18 protein-coding genes are annotated in these 15,571 nt (G+C 58.6%); 13 read left to right on the top strand and 5 right to left on the bottom strand.

Annotated elements, in window-relative coordinates:
• Positions 1–7: 7 nt before the first annotated feature.
• Genes AC07S6_RS08900 through AC07S6_RS08875 form a run of 6 tightly spaced genes read left to right on the top strand, consistent with a single transcriptional unit; the run spans position 8 to position 6,507 of the window.
• Positions 8–421 carry a TIGR03750 family conjugal transfer protein gene (locus AC07S6_RS08900; RefSeq protein WP_123532890.1) on the top strand — a complete coding sequence of 138 codons (414 nt, stop codon included), beginning with the start codon at positions 8–10 and terminating at the stop codon, positions 419–421.
• Complete coding sequence (locus AC07S6_RS08895) at positions 418–1,059, top strand: PFL_4703 family integrating conjugative element protein (RefSeq protein WP_495112117.1); 642 nt, start codon at positions 418–420, stop codon at positions 1,057–1,059. Before AC07S6_RS08900 ends, AC07S6_RS08895 begins: the two co-directional genes overlap by 4 nt.
• The gene (locus AC07S6_RS08890) at positions 1,056–1,868 is read left to right on the top strand and encodes a TIGR03749 family integrating conjugative element protein (RefSeq protein WP_495112116.1); all 813 of its coding nucleotides are present in this window, start codon (positions 1,056–1,058) and stop codon (positions 1,866–1,868) included. The genes AC07S6_RS08895 and AC07S6_RS08890 overlap by 4 nt, the downstream gene beginning before the upstream one ends.
• Complete coding sequence (locus AC07S6_RS08885; RefSeq protein WP_495112115.1) at positions 1,858–3,375, top strand: TIGR03752 family integrating conjugative element protein; 1,518 nt, start codon at positions 1,858–1,860, stop codon at positions 3,373–3,375. Before AC07S6_RS08890 ends, AC07S6_RS08885 begins: the two co-directional genes overlap by 11 nt.
• Positions 3,338–3,754, top strand: coding sequence for a TIGR03751 family conjugal transfer lipoprotein (locus tag AC07S6_RS08880; RefSeq protein WP_123532898.1), 417 nt, complete (start codon positions 3,338–3,340; stop codon positions 3,752–3,754). The genes AC07S6_RS08885 and AC07S6_RS08880 overlap by 38 nt, the downstream gene beginning before the upstream one ends.
• Entirely contained in the window at positions 3,754–6,507 is a 2,754-nt protein-coding gene (locus AC07S6_RS08875) for a conjugative transfer ATPase (RefSeq protein WP_495112114.1), read from the top strand. The genes AC07S6_RS08880 and AC07S6_RS08875 overlap by 1 nt, the downstream gene beginning before the upstream one ends.
• A gap of 38 nt (positions 6,508–6,545) precedes the next feature.
• Here the strand turns inward: AC07S6_RS08875 and AC07S6_RS08870 are convergent, their stop codons facing one another.
• The 3 genes from AC07S6_RS08870 to AC07S6_RS08860 form a co-directional block, all read right to left on the bottom strand.
• Positions 6,546–7,280, bottom strand: coding sequence for an ATPase (locus AC07S6_RS08870; RefSeq protein WP_020300911.1), 735 nt, complete (start codon positions 7,278–7,280; stop codon positions 6,546–6,548).
• Complete coding sequence (locus AC07S6_RS08865) at positions 7,277–7,525, bottom strand: hypothetical protein (RefSeq protein ID WP_123532903.1); 249 nt, start codon at positions 7,523–7,525, stop codon at positions 7,277–7,279. The genes AC07S6_RS08870 and AC07S6_RS08865 overlap by 4 nt, the downstream gene beginning before the upstream one ends.
• A gap of 365 nt (positions 7,526–7,890) precedes the next feature.
• The gene (locus AC07S6_RS08860; protein ID WP_495112113.1) at positions 7,891–8,148 is read right to left on the bottom strand and encodes a LasR-specific antiactivator QslA; all 258 of its coding nucleotides are present in this window, start codon (positions 8,146–8,148) and stop codon (positions 7,891–7,893) included.
• A 169-nt stretch (positions 8,149–8,317) separates the two neighbouring features.
• Between AC07S6_RS08860 and AC07S6_RS08855 the strand changes: the two genes are divergently transcribed.
• The 5 genes from AC07S6_RS08855 to AC07S6_RS08835 all read left to right on the top strand — a co-directional run bounded on the left by AC07S6_RS08855 (position 8,318) and on the right by AC07S6_RS08835 (position 12,880).
• Positions 8,318–8,572, top strand: coding sequence for a helix-turn-helix domain-containing protein (locus tag AC07S6_RS08855; RefSeq protein WP_096116161.1), 255 nt, complete (start codon positions 8,318–8,320; stop codon positions 8,570–8,572).
• A 105-nt stretch (positions 8,573–8,677) separates the two neighbouring features.
• A complete protein-coding gene (locus AC07S6_RS08850) occupies positions 8,678–9,634 on the top strand; it encodes a TIGR03756 family integrating conjugative element protein (protein WP_032903622.1) in 957 nt (318 codons plus the stop codon).
• Positions 9,631–11,013, top strand: coding sequence for an integrating conjugative element protein (locus AC07S6_RS08845; RefSeq protein WP_464001118.1), 1,383 nt, complete (start codon positions 9,631–9,633; stop codon positions 11,011–11,013). Before AC07S6_RS08850 ends, AC07S6_RS08845 begins: the two co-directional genes overlap by 4 nt.
• Before the next feature lie 3 nt (positions 11,014–11,016).
• A complete protein-coding gene (locus AC07S6_RS08840; RefSeq protein ID WP_123532909.1) occupies positions 11,017–11,325 on the top strand; it encodes a hypothetical protein in 309 nt (102 codons plus the stop codon).
• A gap of 10 nt (positions 11,326–11,335) precedes the next feature.
• Entirely contained in the window at positions 11,336–12,880 is a 1,545-nt protein-coding gene (locus AC07S6_RS08835; RefSeq protein WP_495112112.1) for a conjugal transfer protein TraG N-terminal domain-containing protein, read from the top strand.
• 10 nt (positions 12,881–12,890) lie between these two features.
• Here AC07S6_RS08835 and AC07S6_RS08830 read toward each other — a convergent pair whose 3' ends face one another.
• Positions 12,891–13,274, bottom strand: coding sequence for a DUF3742 family protein (locus tag AC07S6_RS08830; RefSeq protein WP_495112111.1), 384 nt, complete (start codon positions 13,272–13,274; stop codon positions 12,891–12,893).
• A gap of 456 nt (positions 13,275–13,730) precedes the next feature.
• Here AC07S6_RS08830 and AC07S6_RS08825 point away from each other — a divergent pair, with 456 nt between their 5' ends.
• Complete coding sequence (locus AC07S6_RS08825) at positions 13,731–14,060, top strand: hypothetical protein (RefSeq protein WP_495112110.1); 330 nt, start codon at positions 13,731–13,733, stop codon at positions 14,058–14,060.
• Between the two features lie 136 nt (positions 14,061–14,196).
• Complete coding sequence (locus AC07S6_RS08820) at positions 14,197–15,159, top strand: ArdC family protein (protein WP_495112109.1); 963 nt, start codon at positions 14,197–14,199, stop codon at positions 15,157–15,159.
• 128 nt (positions 15,160–15,287) lie between these two features.
• Here the strand turns inward: AC07S6_RS08820 and AC07S6_RS08815 are convergent, their stop codons facing one another.
• Positions 15,288–15,485, bottom strand: coding sequence for a DUF7740 domain-containing protein (locus tag AC07S6_RS08815; RefSeq protein WP_007901093.1), 198 nt, complete (start codon positions 15,483–15,485; stop codon positions 15,288–15,290).
• Between the last annotated feature and the right edge of the window lie 86 nt (positions 15,486–15,571).

Here is a 15,571-nt window from a genome sequence, read left to right as displayed (position 1 = left end):
GGTCGACATGAACGACACTATCGAACGCCTTGCCGACGACACCTTGGTCTTTCTGCCGGAGCGACTCAATCGTGATCCTGTCGTGTTGCGTGGTTTGACCAATGATGAGATGTGGGTAGCGCTCGGTACCGGCGCAATCATTGGCCTGATGCTGGGCGTCCCTCTGGCGATCGCCACCGCCTCGATTGCCGTGGCGCCGACCGGCATGATCGCAGGCATGGCGCTGGTGTTATTTGCCGGTGGCACGCTACTGCGTCGGGCCAAACGGGCCCGGCCCGAGACCTGGTTGTACCGCAAGCTCGAATGGATACTCGCTAGCCGTTGGCGCCTGGGTCGCGGCAGTTTGATCCTCCACTCCGGTGCCTGGACGGTTCGCCGTTCGCGCCGGCTACGTCCTGCCCTGTCCCGGTGGCAGTCATGAGCCGGTTTCGGAACAAGATCGATGCCCAACAGGCCCATATCTTCAGCCTGCGTCTGGCGGTAGTGATCCTCGCCTTGGTCTGTGCCGGACTCTGGTATGGCTGGCGCTCGGCACCGACCGATCTGACCGTGCATGTACCCCCGGATCTGCGCTCGGGCAGCACTCGTAAGTGGTGGGATGTCCCCCCAGAGAATGTCTATGCTTTTGCCCTCTACATCTTTGGCCAACTCAACCGCTGGCCCTCGGATGGCGAGCAGGATTATCGCCGCGCCATCTATGGCTTGCAGTCCTATCTGACACCCGCCTGCAAGGCCTTCCTCGACGGTGATTATGAGTACCGTAAGGCCGCCGGCGAACTGCGCCAGCGGGTGCGTGGTGTCTACGAAATTCTGGGCAGAGGCTACAGCGAGGATCCGGAACTAAGGGTCAAGCAACTCGACCGCGACAGCTGGCTGGTCAAGCTCGACCTCAACGCCGATGAGTATTACGCCGCCGAACCGGTGAAACGGGTGGTGGTGCGTTATCCACTACGCGTGGTGCGTTTTGATCTGGACCCCGAACGCAATAAGTGGGGCCTGGCACTGGATTGTTATCAGGGCACTCCGCAAAAAATCTCCCTGCCTGGAGGTGAGCCATGAAGCGGATTTCTACCCTGGGGCTAACCGTCGTATTGATGCTATGGGGAGCTGCAGCACAGGCCGTCGAACTGATATACTGGGAACGCCTACCCCTCGCGGTCCCTCTGGTCATCAATCAGGAACGAGTGGTCTTTATCGATGAGGATGTTCGAGTCGGCGTGCCCTCAACCCTAACGGGCAAGCTGCGCGTGCAATCAACCGGTGGCACGCTGTACCTGCGCGCATCGGAAGCCATTGCGCCGACTCGACTGCAACTGCAATCGGTCGCAACGGGCGAGATCATCCTGCTGGATATCGCGGCCACTCCCGGCGATCAACCGCTGGAGCCCGTGCGTATTCTCAAGAATGCTCAGGTGCAAACTACCGAGGCTGAATCTAGCAGCGTCCCTGTTCCAGAACGCACGCCGATCCCGGTCGCTTTGACGCGCTACGCCGCGCAAAGCCTGTACGCGCCTCTGCGCACCGTGGAGTCCCTGCCCGGTGTACGCCGCGTCCCGCTCAAGCTGCGCACCGAACTGCCAACCTTGCTGCCGACCGAAAACGTGTCCAGCACACCTATCGCCGCCTGGCGACTCGGTGATTATCGGGTGACGGCAGTGAAGTTGCGCAATCGTGGTTCAGAGACGGTGCAACTCGATCCGCGTCGGCTTCAGGCCAAGCTGTTCGCCGCGACCTTCCAGCATGCTTTCCTCGGACCGATTGGCAGTGCCGAAGACACCACGATCGCCTACCTCGTCACCCGCGGTGCCGGCCTCGAACAAGCCGTGCTGCTCCCGCTCGTTGCGCGAGGTGCAGATGATGAAAGCTAACGCCTTGCTCAAATGGCTGGTACCGGCTGTGCTGCTGGCCGTGGTGCTGATCATCCTGAAAACCTGGGTCGCGGGTAGTAACACTCCCTCCCCAGAGAACCCAGTTGATCAGGGCAATATTCATTTATCCGCCGAGCAAGCCAAGTCGCTCGGCATTGCTGGCGATACCCCACGCGACACGGTCGCCACCCTGGTCGGGCAGGTGAAGGCCATGCGCAGCGACATGCTCGGTTTGAAGAAACACAACGATTCACTGCAGACGGAGAACAACCGCCTGCGCGAGCGGGAAAACAGCGTCGATTCGCGTATCCAGACGGCGCTTGGCAGCGTGACCCAGCAGGTCGACGAAGGCCGCCGCCAAGCCAACGAGGCCCGACTCAAAGCGGAACAAGACAGTCGTCAGGCTCGCGGTCTGCTGACGCAATTGCAGGATCAGTTGTCGGGGCTGACCGGCAAAGGCAAGGATATGCCAATCGGATTGGGGCTTGAGCCCGGCGACGGTGCTCAGTTTGAAGGGCGGCACTCTGCCAATGATGCGCTGCAGTGGATTGAACCCTCGGATGCTCTGTCCACCAACGCCCGAGGCAAAACCAAGACCTCCCCCGCACTGAGTCTGCCTACCGCCTTCAACTCACTGGAAGGCTTGAAAGATAACACTATTGATCGCAGCCAGAAACAGCTAGGGGCAGTCACCAAGGGTGAGCGTGACCCGACACGATCCGCTGATCGTACCGAAGGCGCGAAGCCGGTCTACACCATTCCCGAAAACGCGACATTGATGGGCTCGGTCGCCATGACCGCGCTGATCGGCCGAGTCCCGGTGGACGGCACAGTGAATGATCCCTATCCCTTCAAGGTGCTGGTCGGTCCGGAGAACCTGACTGCCAACGGCATCGACCTACCGGACGTCGCGGGGGCCGTGATGAGCGGCACAGCCTCCGGTGACTGGACCCTGTCTTGCGTACGCGGACAGGTCGAGTCGATCACCTTTGTGTTTACCGATGGCACCATCCGCACGGTGCCTCAGCCGAAGGCGGTAGCCAGCCGCAATGCCTCCACCACCCAGAGCTCAAACACCGACAAGATCCGCGGTGGACTCGGTTACCTGTCCGATCCCTATGGCATTCCTTGCATTGCCGGCGAGCGCCGCTCGAACGCCCAGCAATACCTCAGCAGCCAGAGCCTGATCACTGCCGCCGGCGCGGGTGTCGCTGCCTTGCTCGGGAATGAGCAAAACAACAGCAGTGTGATCAGTTCGGGCGGCAGTACGCTCGGAGTCACCAGCAGCAGTGGCAATAGCGCACTGAATTCAATTCTCAGTGGTGGGGTCAGCGACATCCGCGAGTGGGTGAACAAACTGTATGGCGAAGCCTTTGCTGCCGTGTACGTACCACCTGCAGCACAGGTCGCACTGCACCTCGACCATGAGATAACCATCGACTACGAGCCCAAGGGCCGGAGCGTTCGCCATGAAAAAGACCATGCTTCTCTGCCTGACCTGGATTAGCTTGCTCTGCTGGGTCCTGACGGGGTGTTCCACCGACAAGGAAACGCTTCTGCCCCATGGCGAGCAAACCATGCTGGACATCTGGAACGGCGCCGCTTCACAAGGCACTCAGCAGCAACTGTTGGAGGCTCGGCAACAGTTACGCCGCCCGCTGGCTCAGGCATATTTCTCTTCTTCTCTCCAGGAACCGTACACTCGCACAGCGACGAATGAGATCCGCAACCTGTTCCCTCGCCTGCCCAATCCCGATCTAGTGCTGTACGTGTATCCGCACCTGAGCGGTACCGAGCAAGCACCGGTCCCGGGTTACTCAACCGTCTTTCCGTTCTACCAACGAGTGCAGTACGCATTACCTGGTGAACGTCAGGAAGACTTGTAGTGCGTACCGGCGATTCGGGCAACCGCACTCCCGCGTGGAAAGCTTGGCGCAACCCGTCGCGCCCGCGCGTGACCTTAGCCGATGAAACCGCACTGTATGCGCACAACCCCAGCTTCACCGATCACCTGCCTTGGGTCGAGTACCTCGACACTGAGCAGTGTTTTCTGCTCGATGACAATCGTTCGGTGGGCGCGGTGTTCGAGTTGCTGCCCATCGGCACCGAAGGGCGCGAACCCGATTGGCTGATGGCGGCCCGCGATGCCCTCGAGGATGCCCTGCAGGATAGCTTTGACGAGTTGGATCAAGCGCCTTGGATAGCGCAGTTTTTCTGCCAGGACGACAACGACTTCACCCCCTATCTGACCCGACTCACCGACTATATCCGGGACAGCGCGCGAGGCACGGTCTTCACCCAGGCATATTTGGAGCTCAGCCGTCGTCATCTGAAGGCCATCACCAAGCCCGGTGGTCTGTTTGAGGATAAGGTGGTTACGCACCTATCCTGGCGTGGCAATAACCGACGGGTGCGCCTGGTGATCTATCGCTGGCTTGAGTCTGACGCTGAGGAGACGGGACTCACTCCAGTGCAATCCCTGCAACAGGCTTGCGAACGTATCCGTGCTTCGTTGCAGGCGTGCGGGGTGCAATCAACGCGAGTCGATGGTCGAGGTCTTTATGCCTGGTTATTGCCCTGGTTCAATCCAGCCCCCAGGCTCACCGATGAAGCGCCCGAGGAGTTCTACCGCTGCGTGGCCTATCCAGAGTCGGGCGACGGTGAGTCGCTGGAACTGCCCTTCGATCATGACTTTGCCGAGCGGCTGTTCTTCAACGAACCGCGTTCGGATGTGCAGCACGGACTCTGGTTTTTCGACGATCAACCCCACCGGGTGATGGTGGTGGACAAACTGCGGCGGGCACCATCGATTGGTCAACTCACCGGCGAAACCCGCAAGGGTGACGCGGTGAATGCCCTGTTCGACCAGTTACCTGAATGCACGGTGATGAGCCTGACCCTGGTGGTCAAGCCGCAGGACGTGCTCGAGGACCAATTGAACCGCCTGGCGCGCAAAGCCATCGGTGAAAACCTGGCCTCGACCCAGACCCGCCAGGATGTCGAAGAGGCTCGCGCGATCATCGGCCGTCAGCACAAGCTGTACCGGGGAACCCTGGCGTTTTACGTGCGCGGTTATGATGAACTGCAACTGCACCAGCGCTCGGTCAGCCTGGCTAACGCCCTACTAGGTGCGGGGCTGCAACCGGTACGTGAAGGCGACGAGGTCGCGGCCTGCAACAGCTACCTGCGTTGGTTGCCGATGGCTTACAACCCGGCACGCGACACGCGCAACTGGTACACGCGCCTGATTTTCGCCCAGCACCTGGCGAACCTGGTTCCGGTCTGGGGCCGCAGCACCGGCACCGGCCACCCGGGCATCACCCTGTTCAACCGCGGCGGCTCGCCATTGAGCTTCGACCCATTGTCACGCCTGGATCGGGCCATGAACGGTCATCTGCTGTTGTTCGGCCCCACCGGTGCCGGCAAGTCGGCGACCTTGGTCACCCTACTGATGCAGGTCATGGCCGTGTACCGCCCTCGCCTGTTTATCGTCGAGGCCGGCAACTCATTCGGCTTGCAGGGAGACTACTTCGCGACACAGGGCCTGTCGGTCAACAAGGTCCAATTGAAACCTGGCGCCTCGGTCAGTCTCGCCCCGTTCGCCGATGCTTGGCGCCTGGTCGAGCAGCCGGATCAGGTGGCGAGTCTGTCGATCGATGAGCTGGACGATGAGGTGGTAACCAGTCACGAAGACCAGCGCGATGTTCTCGGCGAACTGGAAATCACTGCCCGCCTGATGATCACCAGCGGCGAGGCCAAAGAAGAGGCGCGCCTGAGTCGAGCCGATCGCAGCTTGATCCGCGAGTGCATTCTCGATGCGGCGCAGACCTGCGTCGCGGCGGGTCGCCAGGTACTGACCCGCGACGTACGCGACGCCTTGCTGGGCGTCGCCGCCGACCCGCACTTGCCGGAGAAACGTCGCGAGCGTGCCCAGGAAATGGGCGAGTCCATCGACCTATTTTGCCAGGGTTTCGAGGGTGAACTGTTCGATCGCGAAGGCACGCCTTGGCCCGAGAGCGATGTGACCATTGTCGACCTTGCCACTTACGCGCGCGAAGGCTACGAGGCACAGATGTCCATCAGCTACATCAGCTTGATGAACACCGTGAACAACCTCGCCGAGCGCGACCAGTACCTGGGCCGACCGATCATCATGGTCACCGACGAGGGTCATATCATCACCAAGAACCCGTTGCTGGCGCCGTTCGTGGTCAAGGGGACGAAGATGTGGCGCAAGCTCGGCGCTTGGTTCTGGCTGGCGACGCAGAACCTTGCTGATTTTCCCACGGCTGCGCAGACCATGCTCAACATGATCGAATGGTGGATTTGTTTGAATATGCCGCCCGCGGAAATCGAAGAAATCGCACGGTTCAAGAAGCTTTCACCGGCGCAGAAAGCCCTGTTGCTCTCCGCCAGCAAAGAGCCGGGGAAATACACCGAGGGAGTGGTGCTGTCGAAAAAGCTCGAGACGCTGTTTCGAGCCGTGCCACCCAGTCTTTACCTCGCCTTGGCCATGACAGAGCCCGAGGAAAAAGCCGAACGCTGGACACTGATGCAGGAGAATGGCTGTTCGGAGTTGGAAGCGGCTTACCGGGTAGCTGAACGGATCGATAGCGCACGAGGAATAGAGCCCATATAAGGGAGGTGTGGCGCTCCCAGCTTTGGCCAATCCGGCAGCTAGCCGTTGGACACCTTTTCAACGTAGGCATCCATGAACCAGTCAGGGACCTCATCAACCTTGAACTCAAGGTCCGTCCCATCCGTAACTTCGGCCAGCAGCACCAGATCGGCACCGGAGTTATCGAAGATGTAGGCCCGGTCCGAAGCAGCAATAGCCACAGGCAGCAGGCTCAGGCAACGGCCGTAGCGCTGTACAATTTTTTCTGTGGGAACTGGGTGCCCACCTGCCGCGACACGGTTCCTGACCCTGTTGATATTGATGTCAGGGTCTTCAGTTGCCACAAAGTACAGGTAGGTTCGGTATCCAGACTCTCTTGCCTTGAGCATAAAAGCGATTTTGTCGTCGCTAGACATCACCGTTTCGAAGGTGAAAGACAGCTGGTCTTCGAGGAGCTTGTTCCGGATGAAGTCAGAGAGCACGGAGGCAAAATAGGAGTTCATCGCGACCGTCTGGAAATTCAAGCCGTTGCTGCTAAAGCCTATGTTGGTCGCCTCCTCATCGAGCCGGGCAGACCTGACCAGCCGATGCTCCCTAATGAAACCGAGGACCTCATCACCCTCAACTTCCAGTTGAAAATCACTGAACTCCAGACGACCGCTGTCTTTGGCAGCCTTCTCGATTTCATCCGGGTTAATGTAGATACCGATCAGGTGGGAAGGGATGGCACTTTTCATCGTGCTCTTGCCGGAGCCGTTGGGTCCAGCAAAGACCCTCAACCGAGGGACAGTCATGAGCAACGGCGCACCTTAATGACGCCACCCAGAGTCACTTTGTGCTTGGGCTTGGCCACCCGAATGACTTTGTGCTTACCGTCAGCAGTCGTTTCAACAAGCATGCCGTTCATGATTTCCATCACACTGCGGCCGGCAGCCAGGGCGTTGATATAGGCGGTATTGATGGCGCCTTCAGCCATGACCGGGATCTTATCCTCCAGTCGGCTCACCAGATCGTCACTCAACACTCGTTTGGCTTTCATATCGCGCTCCACGTTCTCAGAGCGTGCAGAATCTGCACTTAATCAGAATCTTAGCTACGTAAACCTGTTTGTAACAGGGCGAAAGCTACTTCTGTCAGCCTCCATTCTAGAGGAATGGCGTCTGGAACCATACCTTTCAAGAGATTTTCACGTTCGATGCATGACCGGTGGCATTTGAAGCAAGTGCCGCCCTTGGTGCAGCGCCCAAATAAGGGAAGCACAATCCCCCACCGAGTTGTTCAGCCGGTGGAAAAAACGCGCCAGCGAAGCGGCAATCGTTCTTAAACTGCATGGTCTGTGTCGATGCAGCCAGGTTGAGTGCAAACGGGCGATCAAGACGATGCAATCGCCCATAAGCAACAGGGTTACTGTGACACGCTCCGAAGCCGTTGCTGAATTCTCAACAGAAAACCGGCTTCGAAGGCATCTTGGCAGTCACCGACAGGAAAGGTCTTGCGCGTTTGCGCCAGTTCCCACCACAAAGGAATATCGGTCGTTGCCTCAAGCCAAGCCTGGGCACATTGCACACCACGCTCGATCATCGGCGAAAATTCGCTGCCCCAAGGTGTCAGAAGATTTGGGCAATCATCCGCCGCGGGAATTGAAATGTAGTTTTCGTCCATACGCACCCTAGATTTCTGATTTTATTGTTAGACACTGGACCCAGCCTCGAAATCTTAACGACACCAAATGAACGCTCGATAACAGGCATGGGCACCAAATGGCCTAATTCAATGCCAATGTAGACTATATCCCGTGGATTGAGAGTCCCTCAAGGCGCAATTTGCGCGCATGACTCAAGACTACGAACAACTTCGTCTGCAACTGGCGGAGAACATCCGCTGGATGCGGCGCGTAAAGAACCTTACCCAGGAGCAGCTGGCGCTCATGGCCGAGGTGGATCGCACCTACGTCAGCCAAATCGAACGATGCGCGGGCAACCCCTCGCTGTTGGTCCTGTGCAAACTCGCCAATATTTTCGAAATCACAACAGATCAACTACTTGTAGACCCCGATACGCTGCGCAGCTCCCTTCACGTCAAATAATTGTCCCAGGCCTCACAAATCCGATAGATCCGCCTTCATAATTCCCACTGACAGTCTTCAGTCCCTAACCGAACCTGCCCAGGCCATACACCGAGAGCCTGGATAATGCCTGTTGCCTGCTCGTCACTTCCGCCCACAAAACTACGGCCCTTGGCGCTAAGCATTCTGCTGGCGTGCGGCCCAAGCATGGCGCTGGACACCGTCAGCATCACCTCCTCCGTGCTTTCGCCAAACTGTCTCGAATACAGGGTCGTCGGCATTTGTTTCTGGCTCCTCTGCACGCCCTTCGGCTGCACAGTCAAAACCTCGACCAAGGTTCGTCATTTCATTCCTGAACTGGTCGTCTCGAGCTACGCCACCACCGGCAATAACCCCTGGACCGAGATGACCACCCTCTCCGCTCCCATCAGCGGTGCAGAAGGTGGCGGCAACCTGATCACGCCGAACGCCCGCCGCGACAACCTGCCTCGATTCAAGAACGTTGATGGCATCGGCCACCCCGGTGGCTGGGTCGCAACGCAACTGGCTTCGCAATCCGGCTATGCCTGCGCCAGCGGTGCAACTGCATTAATGCCTTACTACCTGAGTACCCTGGACTCACTGGCCTGGCGCCATGGCATCCCAGAAAGTTTCTACCCCGAATCGCTCATGCCGGGGATCCGTGAAATTGGTCGTCAGGTCTCGGGAAACATGTGGGGCAACGTTTATCCCCGGCAGGGCTTTCTGGTACAGCCCGACGATTTCAAGGCGGCCGCAGTCATGGCGCAACGCGCCGGCGATGTGATTACCCACAACTGGCAGCCGCATGTGTACTTACCACTCACGCCCGCCAAACGCGACGGCTACTGGCCGCCTGGCCCGATCGTTGAAAACGACGCTTCGACCCACAAATGGCAATTGCTCTACCCCCAGGTGCAGCCCACGTGCGCCATCTTCCCCAGCGATCCGGTACAGAGCGCGGATGGCGGCTACGCCTGGTCGCTGTGGCGTCCCTATAGCTGCTGCAAACGTGAGGGACAGACCTTCCTGTTCAGCATCGACTTCGAAGGAGGTGCTTCATGAGTCGGCTTCTCGCGCGGCCCTGGTTGGGCACGATGAGTCTGTTGCTCTGTGGACTGCTCGCCATTGCCACACATGCCTACGCCGCCGAGGGCGATTACCGTCTGGGTACTCAAGGTGAAGTACTCGACGACCGAGTGATGTACACCATTGGTGGCGGCTCGGCAGTCGGCTCACCGAGCTCGCTCTACCGACCCAGTGGTCTCGGTGTCGGCGGGTCATGGCGAGCGAACATGATGTGCGGAAACATGAGCCTCACCAACACCCTGCAAAACCAGCTGAACGGCGTCACCGAAGGTTTCCAGCAGATCATGGGCAGCATCGTGCAGAACGCGACCCAAGCCGTGATGTCGCTGCCGGCGTTGATCATCCAACGCGCCAACCCCGGCCTCTATGAGTTGTTGAGCAACGGGGTGATGCAGGGGCGTATCGACTTCGACCGCTCGAAGCTGACCTGCCAGGCCATGGCCGAGAAGATGGCGGACAAGGTCGGTCAAGCCGGCTGGGGCGCGCTGGCCAAGAACCAGGAGATGCAGGGCAATCTGGAGCAAACCGGCGGTGATGCGGTGGCCGCGGTGAAAAACACCGAGGCCCATAACGGCAACAAGGGGGTGTCCTGGGTCGGCGGCTCGAAGGCTGGTGGTGATGGGCAGACGCCCATTCGGGTGACCGCCGACGTAGTGCGCGCGGGCTACAACCTGCTGCATAACCGGTCGATGGATGACAATGCCTCGATTAGTAATAGCGATTGCCTGGGTGGGGCCATTTGCCAGACCTGGGCTTCGCCCCAGGAGGAATCCGAATGGGCCGTTCGCGTGCTGGGCGAAACTGAAGTCACGACCTGCGATACCTGCGAAACCCTGCGTGCGACCGCTGGCAGCGGATTGACGCCGCTGATCCAGGAGGCCTACAGCGAACGTCTCAAGGCCCTGCAAGGGCTGCTGTCCGGCTCACTGTCGCCTACCCCTGACAACCTGGCGAAAGCCTCGAGCCCTATGCTGCCGGTAACCCGTGGCGTAGTCGAAGCCCTGCGCGACGACCCCGATCAGGATCTGTTGGCGCGGCGCCTGGCCAGTGAGACGGCCTTGTCCAGTGTGCTCGACAAAGCGTTGCTGCTATTGCGTACTCTGCTGGCGGGCAGTCACGAACCGAACATCGCCTCAGCCGAGCCGGCTCAGAGCGCCTTGACGAAAAACATCGACGCTCTAGAGCGCGAAATACGCCTGCTACAAACCGAACTGCAGGTCCGGCAGATGCTCGCCACCAATACCGCCAGCCTGGTGCTCGATCGGCATGCCGGCGGTGCCGATGCTTCGCGCACCGTCGAGCAAGGCGACCCTGAGCCGGGCCGGCTCAATGACGCTGACGCCAGGCGCAAGTGAGCCATGAAACGCTCACCGCTATTCACTTTGCTTTCGAGCCTGGGGATTGCCGCGGTGATGATCCTGACCGCCGCACTGGTCGCATGGATCGGCCGCGCTGCGCTGAGTAGTTTCGAGGCCTGGCAGCACGCATTCGAATCCGCACGGCCTTATCTGCGGTGGTGGCGCGCTCTGCTCTACGCCGCCCTCTTTGCGCTCTGGTGGGATCTGCTTCGGCGCTACCGACATCGGCCACAGGATCAACTGCGTGTGAAGTGCATCGGGGCAATGGGGATCGTACTCTTTACCTGTGTAGAGCTCACCCGACTGTGAGGTCACCACCATGCTCATGAGCACCAACAGCTACCTGGAGTTTTACCTCTCGCTGCTGGCCTGGATCATCAACAACGGCCTCTGGAGCGTCCTGTCCGACACCGGGCTATTCGCCGCGCCCTTTGGTGCAATCATCTTGCAGGAATGGTTGTCGGCCCGTCAGCAAGGCGCAGATGAAGGCTACAAGGGACTATTGTCGGTACCGCGGATTGAGAACCGGTTGTGGCTGGCCTACATCGTCGTGTTGTTCGGCTGCGCGCCTGTCTTTCCGTTGAGCCTCGCCTCAATGGCACTCGATGATGCGGCCAGCCAGCGCTGCGGAGTCAGTGTGGCTAAGCCAGCAGAAACCGCCTGGGGGATCACCTTCAATACCATCGGTGAACGCTCCGCCAATGTGCCGATCTGGTGGTTTCTGGTGCATGCCTTGAGCAAAGGCGTGACCGCCGCGGCCACCGCTTCCATCCCCTGCGCACCGGATATCCGGCAGATGCGCATGGAGATCGACAGTTCGCGCATCGACAGCCAGGTACTGCTGCAGGAAGTCGCCGACTTCACTCGCGACTGCTATGGCTATTCCCGTTCTCGGTTGTTCACCGACCGTCCGCAGTTGGACAAGGCACAAAGTCACGACGTGTCCTGGATCGGCTCAAGCTATTTTCTCGACACACGGGGCTACTACGATACGGATCGCTCACGCACACCGCGAGTCAGCTGGCCGTATGACGAAAGCCGCGATGTCTCCTTGCCTCGACTAGAAAATGGTGCGGGCTACCCCACCTGCAAGCAGTGGTGGAGTGATAGCGGTGTTGGGTTGCGCGAGCGCTTGATCCAGCAGGTTGACCCCTCGCTGCTGACTCAGATGAAAGGTTGGTTGACTGGTCGTTCGAGCAACGAGATCGAGGATGCCACCTTGCGCGAACTGGTCAGCCCGCGCCAGCAATCGATGTCCATGTCGCCCGGACAGGTGTACCAGGACTATGGCTCTAGCGCTCGTGGCGGCTCGATCAATCAGGGGCTCAATAACCTGGCCACCAACACCGGGCTGGCCCTCGGCTCCTTCAGCAACTTCCCGGCGATGAATGCGCTACGCGCCGCTCTGCCAATGGTGCAGGCCTTCCTGATCATGGGCGTCATCATCAGCTTGCCGTTGATCCTGTTGGTCAGTACTTACCAGCTGAAAACCGTCATGACGGTGACGTTCGCGCTGTTCACGCTGCACATGTTGAGCTTCTGGTGGGAGTTAGCACGCTGGGTCGACTCCAGCATGCTCGACACCTTGTACAACCAAGTTTCGACTTCCAATCAAGTGTTGTTATCGCTTCCCACATCCGGCTTCATGGAGGGGACAGTTACGGCGCAGGTAATTGAGTATGTGATGGGGGCGATGTTCATCGTGCTGCCGATGGTTTTTCTAGCCGCCATGAGTTGGGCCGGATATAGCGTAGGTTCCATAGCAGAAGGCATGTTAGGAAAAGGGACACTCAGTGCACAAAATGCGGGTTCGAAAGGTACTGATGCTCTGATTTCTGCAGGTACTTCAATCAGAAAAAGCTAACGACAACCCACTAATGCTCGTCCAGGTCAGGCTGTCCCGGTGCACGATTGAGTTCGTACTCACCATAAGGATCGCCGAATGCCTGAGCCCCGTAAAAGTCATTTGAGGCGTTGGTTCGGCGATGGACGATTACCCAATACAAACCCATTAGAGTCATCAACGACAGGAACAGCCAAAAACTTACAAAAAGCAACGCTCCCACCATAGTGAACTTGGCGATCAGAAAGCTCCCGCGAACGAGTAAATTACCCGCAGGCACACCTGCCACCATCGCGCGCTCAGCTAAGCGGGTCTCGAATGCTTTCAGTATGCGATACCCGCGCTTTATCGATATGCCACAGGTATATGCCCAGCGGTGGGCGCGGGAAATCTGAACAGGGTTCTGCGTCGGCATGGTCTCGCCCTCTTCTGAGCGTTTTCATGGTTGAGACAGGAGTAACAGCCTACTACTGAAAACTGTCCGTGCCTGACCGCTTATCAGTTTGCCCAGTCGAAAAATCTTCACTGGAAGACAGAAGACAAGCCCCGTAAAACAGCTTCTCTACAGTGATTGACCCATGTAAATCGTCCGGTTAAATACTAGGTACGGATCGCTGTTACCGACAGCACCCTTCCCAGATAGTCAGGACCTTCAAGACTACGTCACCTCGGTGATGGTTCTCCCCAAGTGCGATTAGCGTTCGGTAGCTCGCACGGTCACCGTTTCTATGGTGATGAACGCCTACTGCTCTCCTGAGTGCCTTTCGAGCTCTGCTCGCCAGGCAAACCTTCTTGTTTTTCTTCAACCCACCGCGGGGAAATTCTTTCCCGCACGGGACAGGTTTCTTCGCGCTTTCAGCGGAGGCACACCATGTCCGACTCACTTACACCGGAAGCACTGAGCACCCTTCAGTTGCCAATTGTGTTCACTCCTGGCGCTTGGCAACGCGCAGTACTGCTCGAGCTCTCAGGTCACCCTGAGAAGTTGCCGGTCGATCGGCTGAGCTACGTATTGCGCGCAGCCTTCGAGGCTCACCTGGCGTATCCACACGAGCCACATATGGTGTTCGAGGTAGCCCACATCGCGTCAACGGGTCATCCACACCATGACCTGTTACTGAAATTACGCCTTGGCCTGCTCCAAGAGCCGGACCAGCCTGACGCCTTGCTGATAGCTCTTGTAGGAGAGTACCAGCGCTAAACGCATACGACCGTGCTCGGCGCCCACACCCACATGCGGACGGTATGCAAGTCCTGCATCAATCCAACCCATCACCCACCGGGGAACCCTCCCCGACGGGCACGGCGTTCCTCCGTTTTCTCTCGAGGAAAATGCCATGCGCGATATCTACCAAGACGTGACTGACAAGATCGTTACTGCTTTAGATCAAGGCGTTGCCCCCTGGATCAAACCCTGGTCCTCAAGTGGCTCAGCTTACGCCGGTCATCATCAACCCTACCCCATTAACGCCATCACGCAGCGCCCCTATTCAGGGATCAACTTGCCGCTGCTCTGGGCTGAGGCCAGGTTGCAGGGATTCACTCAAGATCGTTGGTTGACCTTCAACCAAGCCAAAAAGGCCGGTGGGCACATCCGTAAGGGTGAGCACAGCACTCTGGCGGTGCTCTACAAGCCGATGGAGCGCGAGGAACAGACCGAGTCAGGCCAACCCCTACTTGATGAACATGGTCAGCCCAAGGTCGCTCACTTTGGCATTCTCAGGACGCATTTTCTGTTCAACATCGAGCAAACGGAGGGACTCGAAATGCTCAATGAAACCCTGCTCGAGACGGAACAGAGTGATCCCTTCCAGCCCAACAGCGCTGCGGAAAATCTGCTGTTAAGTTCGGGTGCACACATCGTTCATCGATCTGCAGACGAAGCCTTTTACCATCCGATCAGGGATCTCATCCAACTGCCGACAAAAGCGCAATTTCACGATGAAGGTGGGTACTACGCCACCGCGCTGCATGAGCTGACGCACTGGACCGGGCATCATTCTCGGTTGCAGCGCGAAGGTGTGACGTCCGCCTGTCCGCTCGGCTCGCCAGGCTACGCGTTTGAGGAGTTGATCGCCGAAATGGGCGCTGCGTTTTTATGTGCCTACACCGGTATACAGGGAGAGTTGCGGCACGAGGGCTACATCGCCTCCTGGCTCGGCCTGCTCAAGGCTGACAAACGCGCGATCTTTCGCGCCAGTGGTCACGCCCGAAGCGCCTCTGAATATGTACTCAACCTGGAGCAGCAACTGAAGCGAGCGGTCTTGGACGACTCACTCTGCATGAACGATGGAGCTTAATCGTTACCTCTCCGCTGCAAACGCTTCACAGGGTCCAACACGAGTTGGGCCCTTTTTTCTGCGCCCAGCCCCCCATGCCGCGGGGCTCTGATGCAAAGAGTCAGGGATGGGCACACACCCGCAGAATGTCATTCCGCATCCAGGTTCTGCGCCAGAAAATCCACCAGTTCGAGCGGGCTTCGGCTATCGATCACCTTGTAGATTAGATCGCGTTTACTGCGCGGCAACTTCTTGACCACGCTCTTCGCCGAGGCCCTGACGGCTTCGTCTGTCCCATGGATACGTGCCGCGAGCAGCAGCACGAGCGTGGCGTCAGTGAGGTTCATGGCAAGACCCAAAAAATATGCACCGCAGTGTACCGACTCTTTTCTTTTCCGTACTAGCCCCCAACAAAACGATGTCTAGCAAAATC

Source organism: Pseudomonas sp. GW821-FHT07B01, from assembly GCF_059419065.1.
The sequence above is the reverse complement of the archived record's forward strand: the minus strand, read 5'-3'. Positions and strand labels throughout refer to the sequence as shown.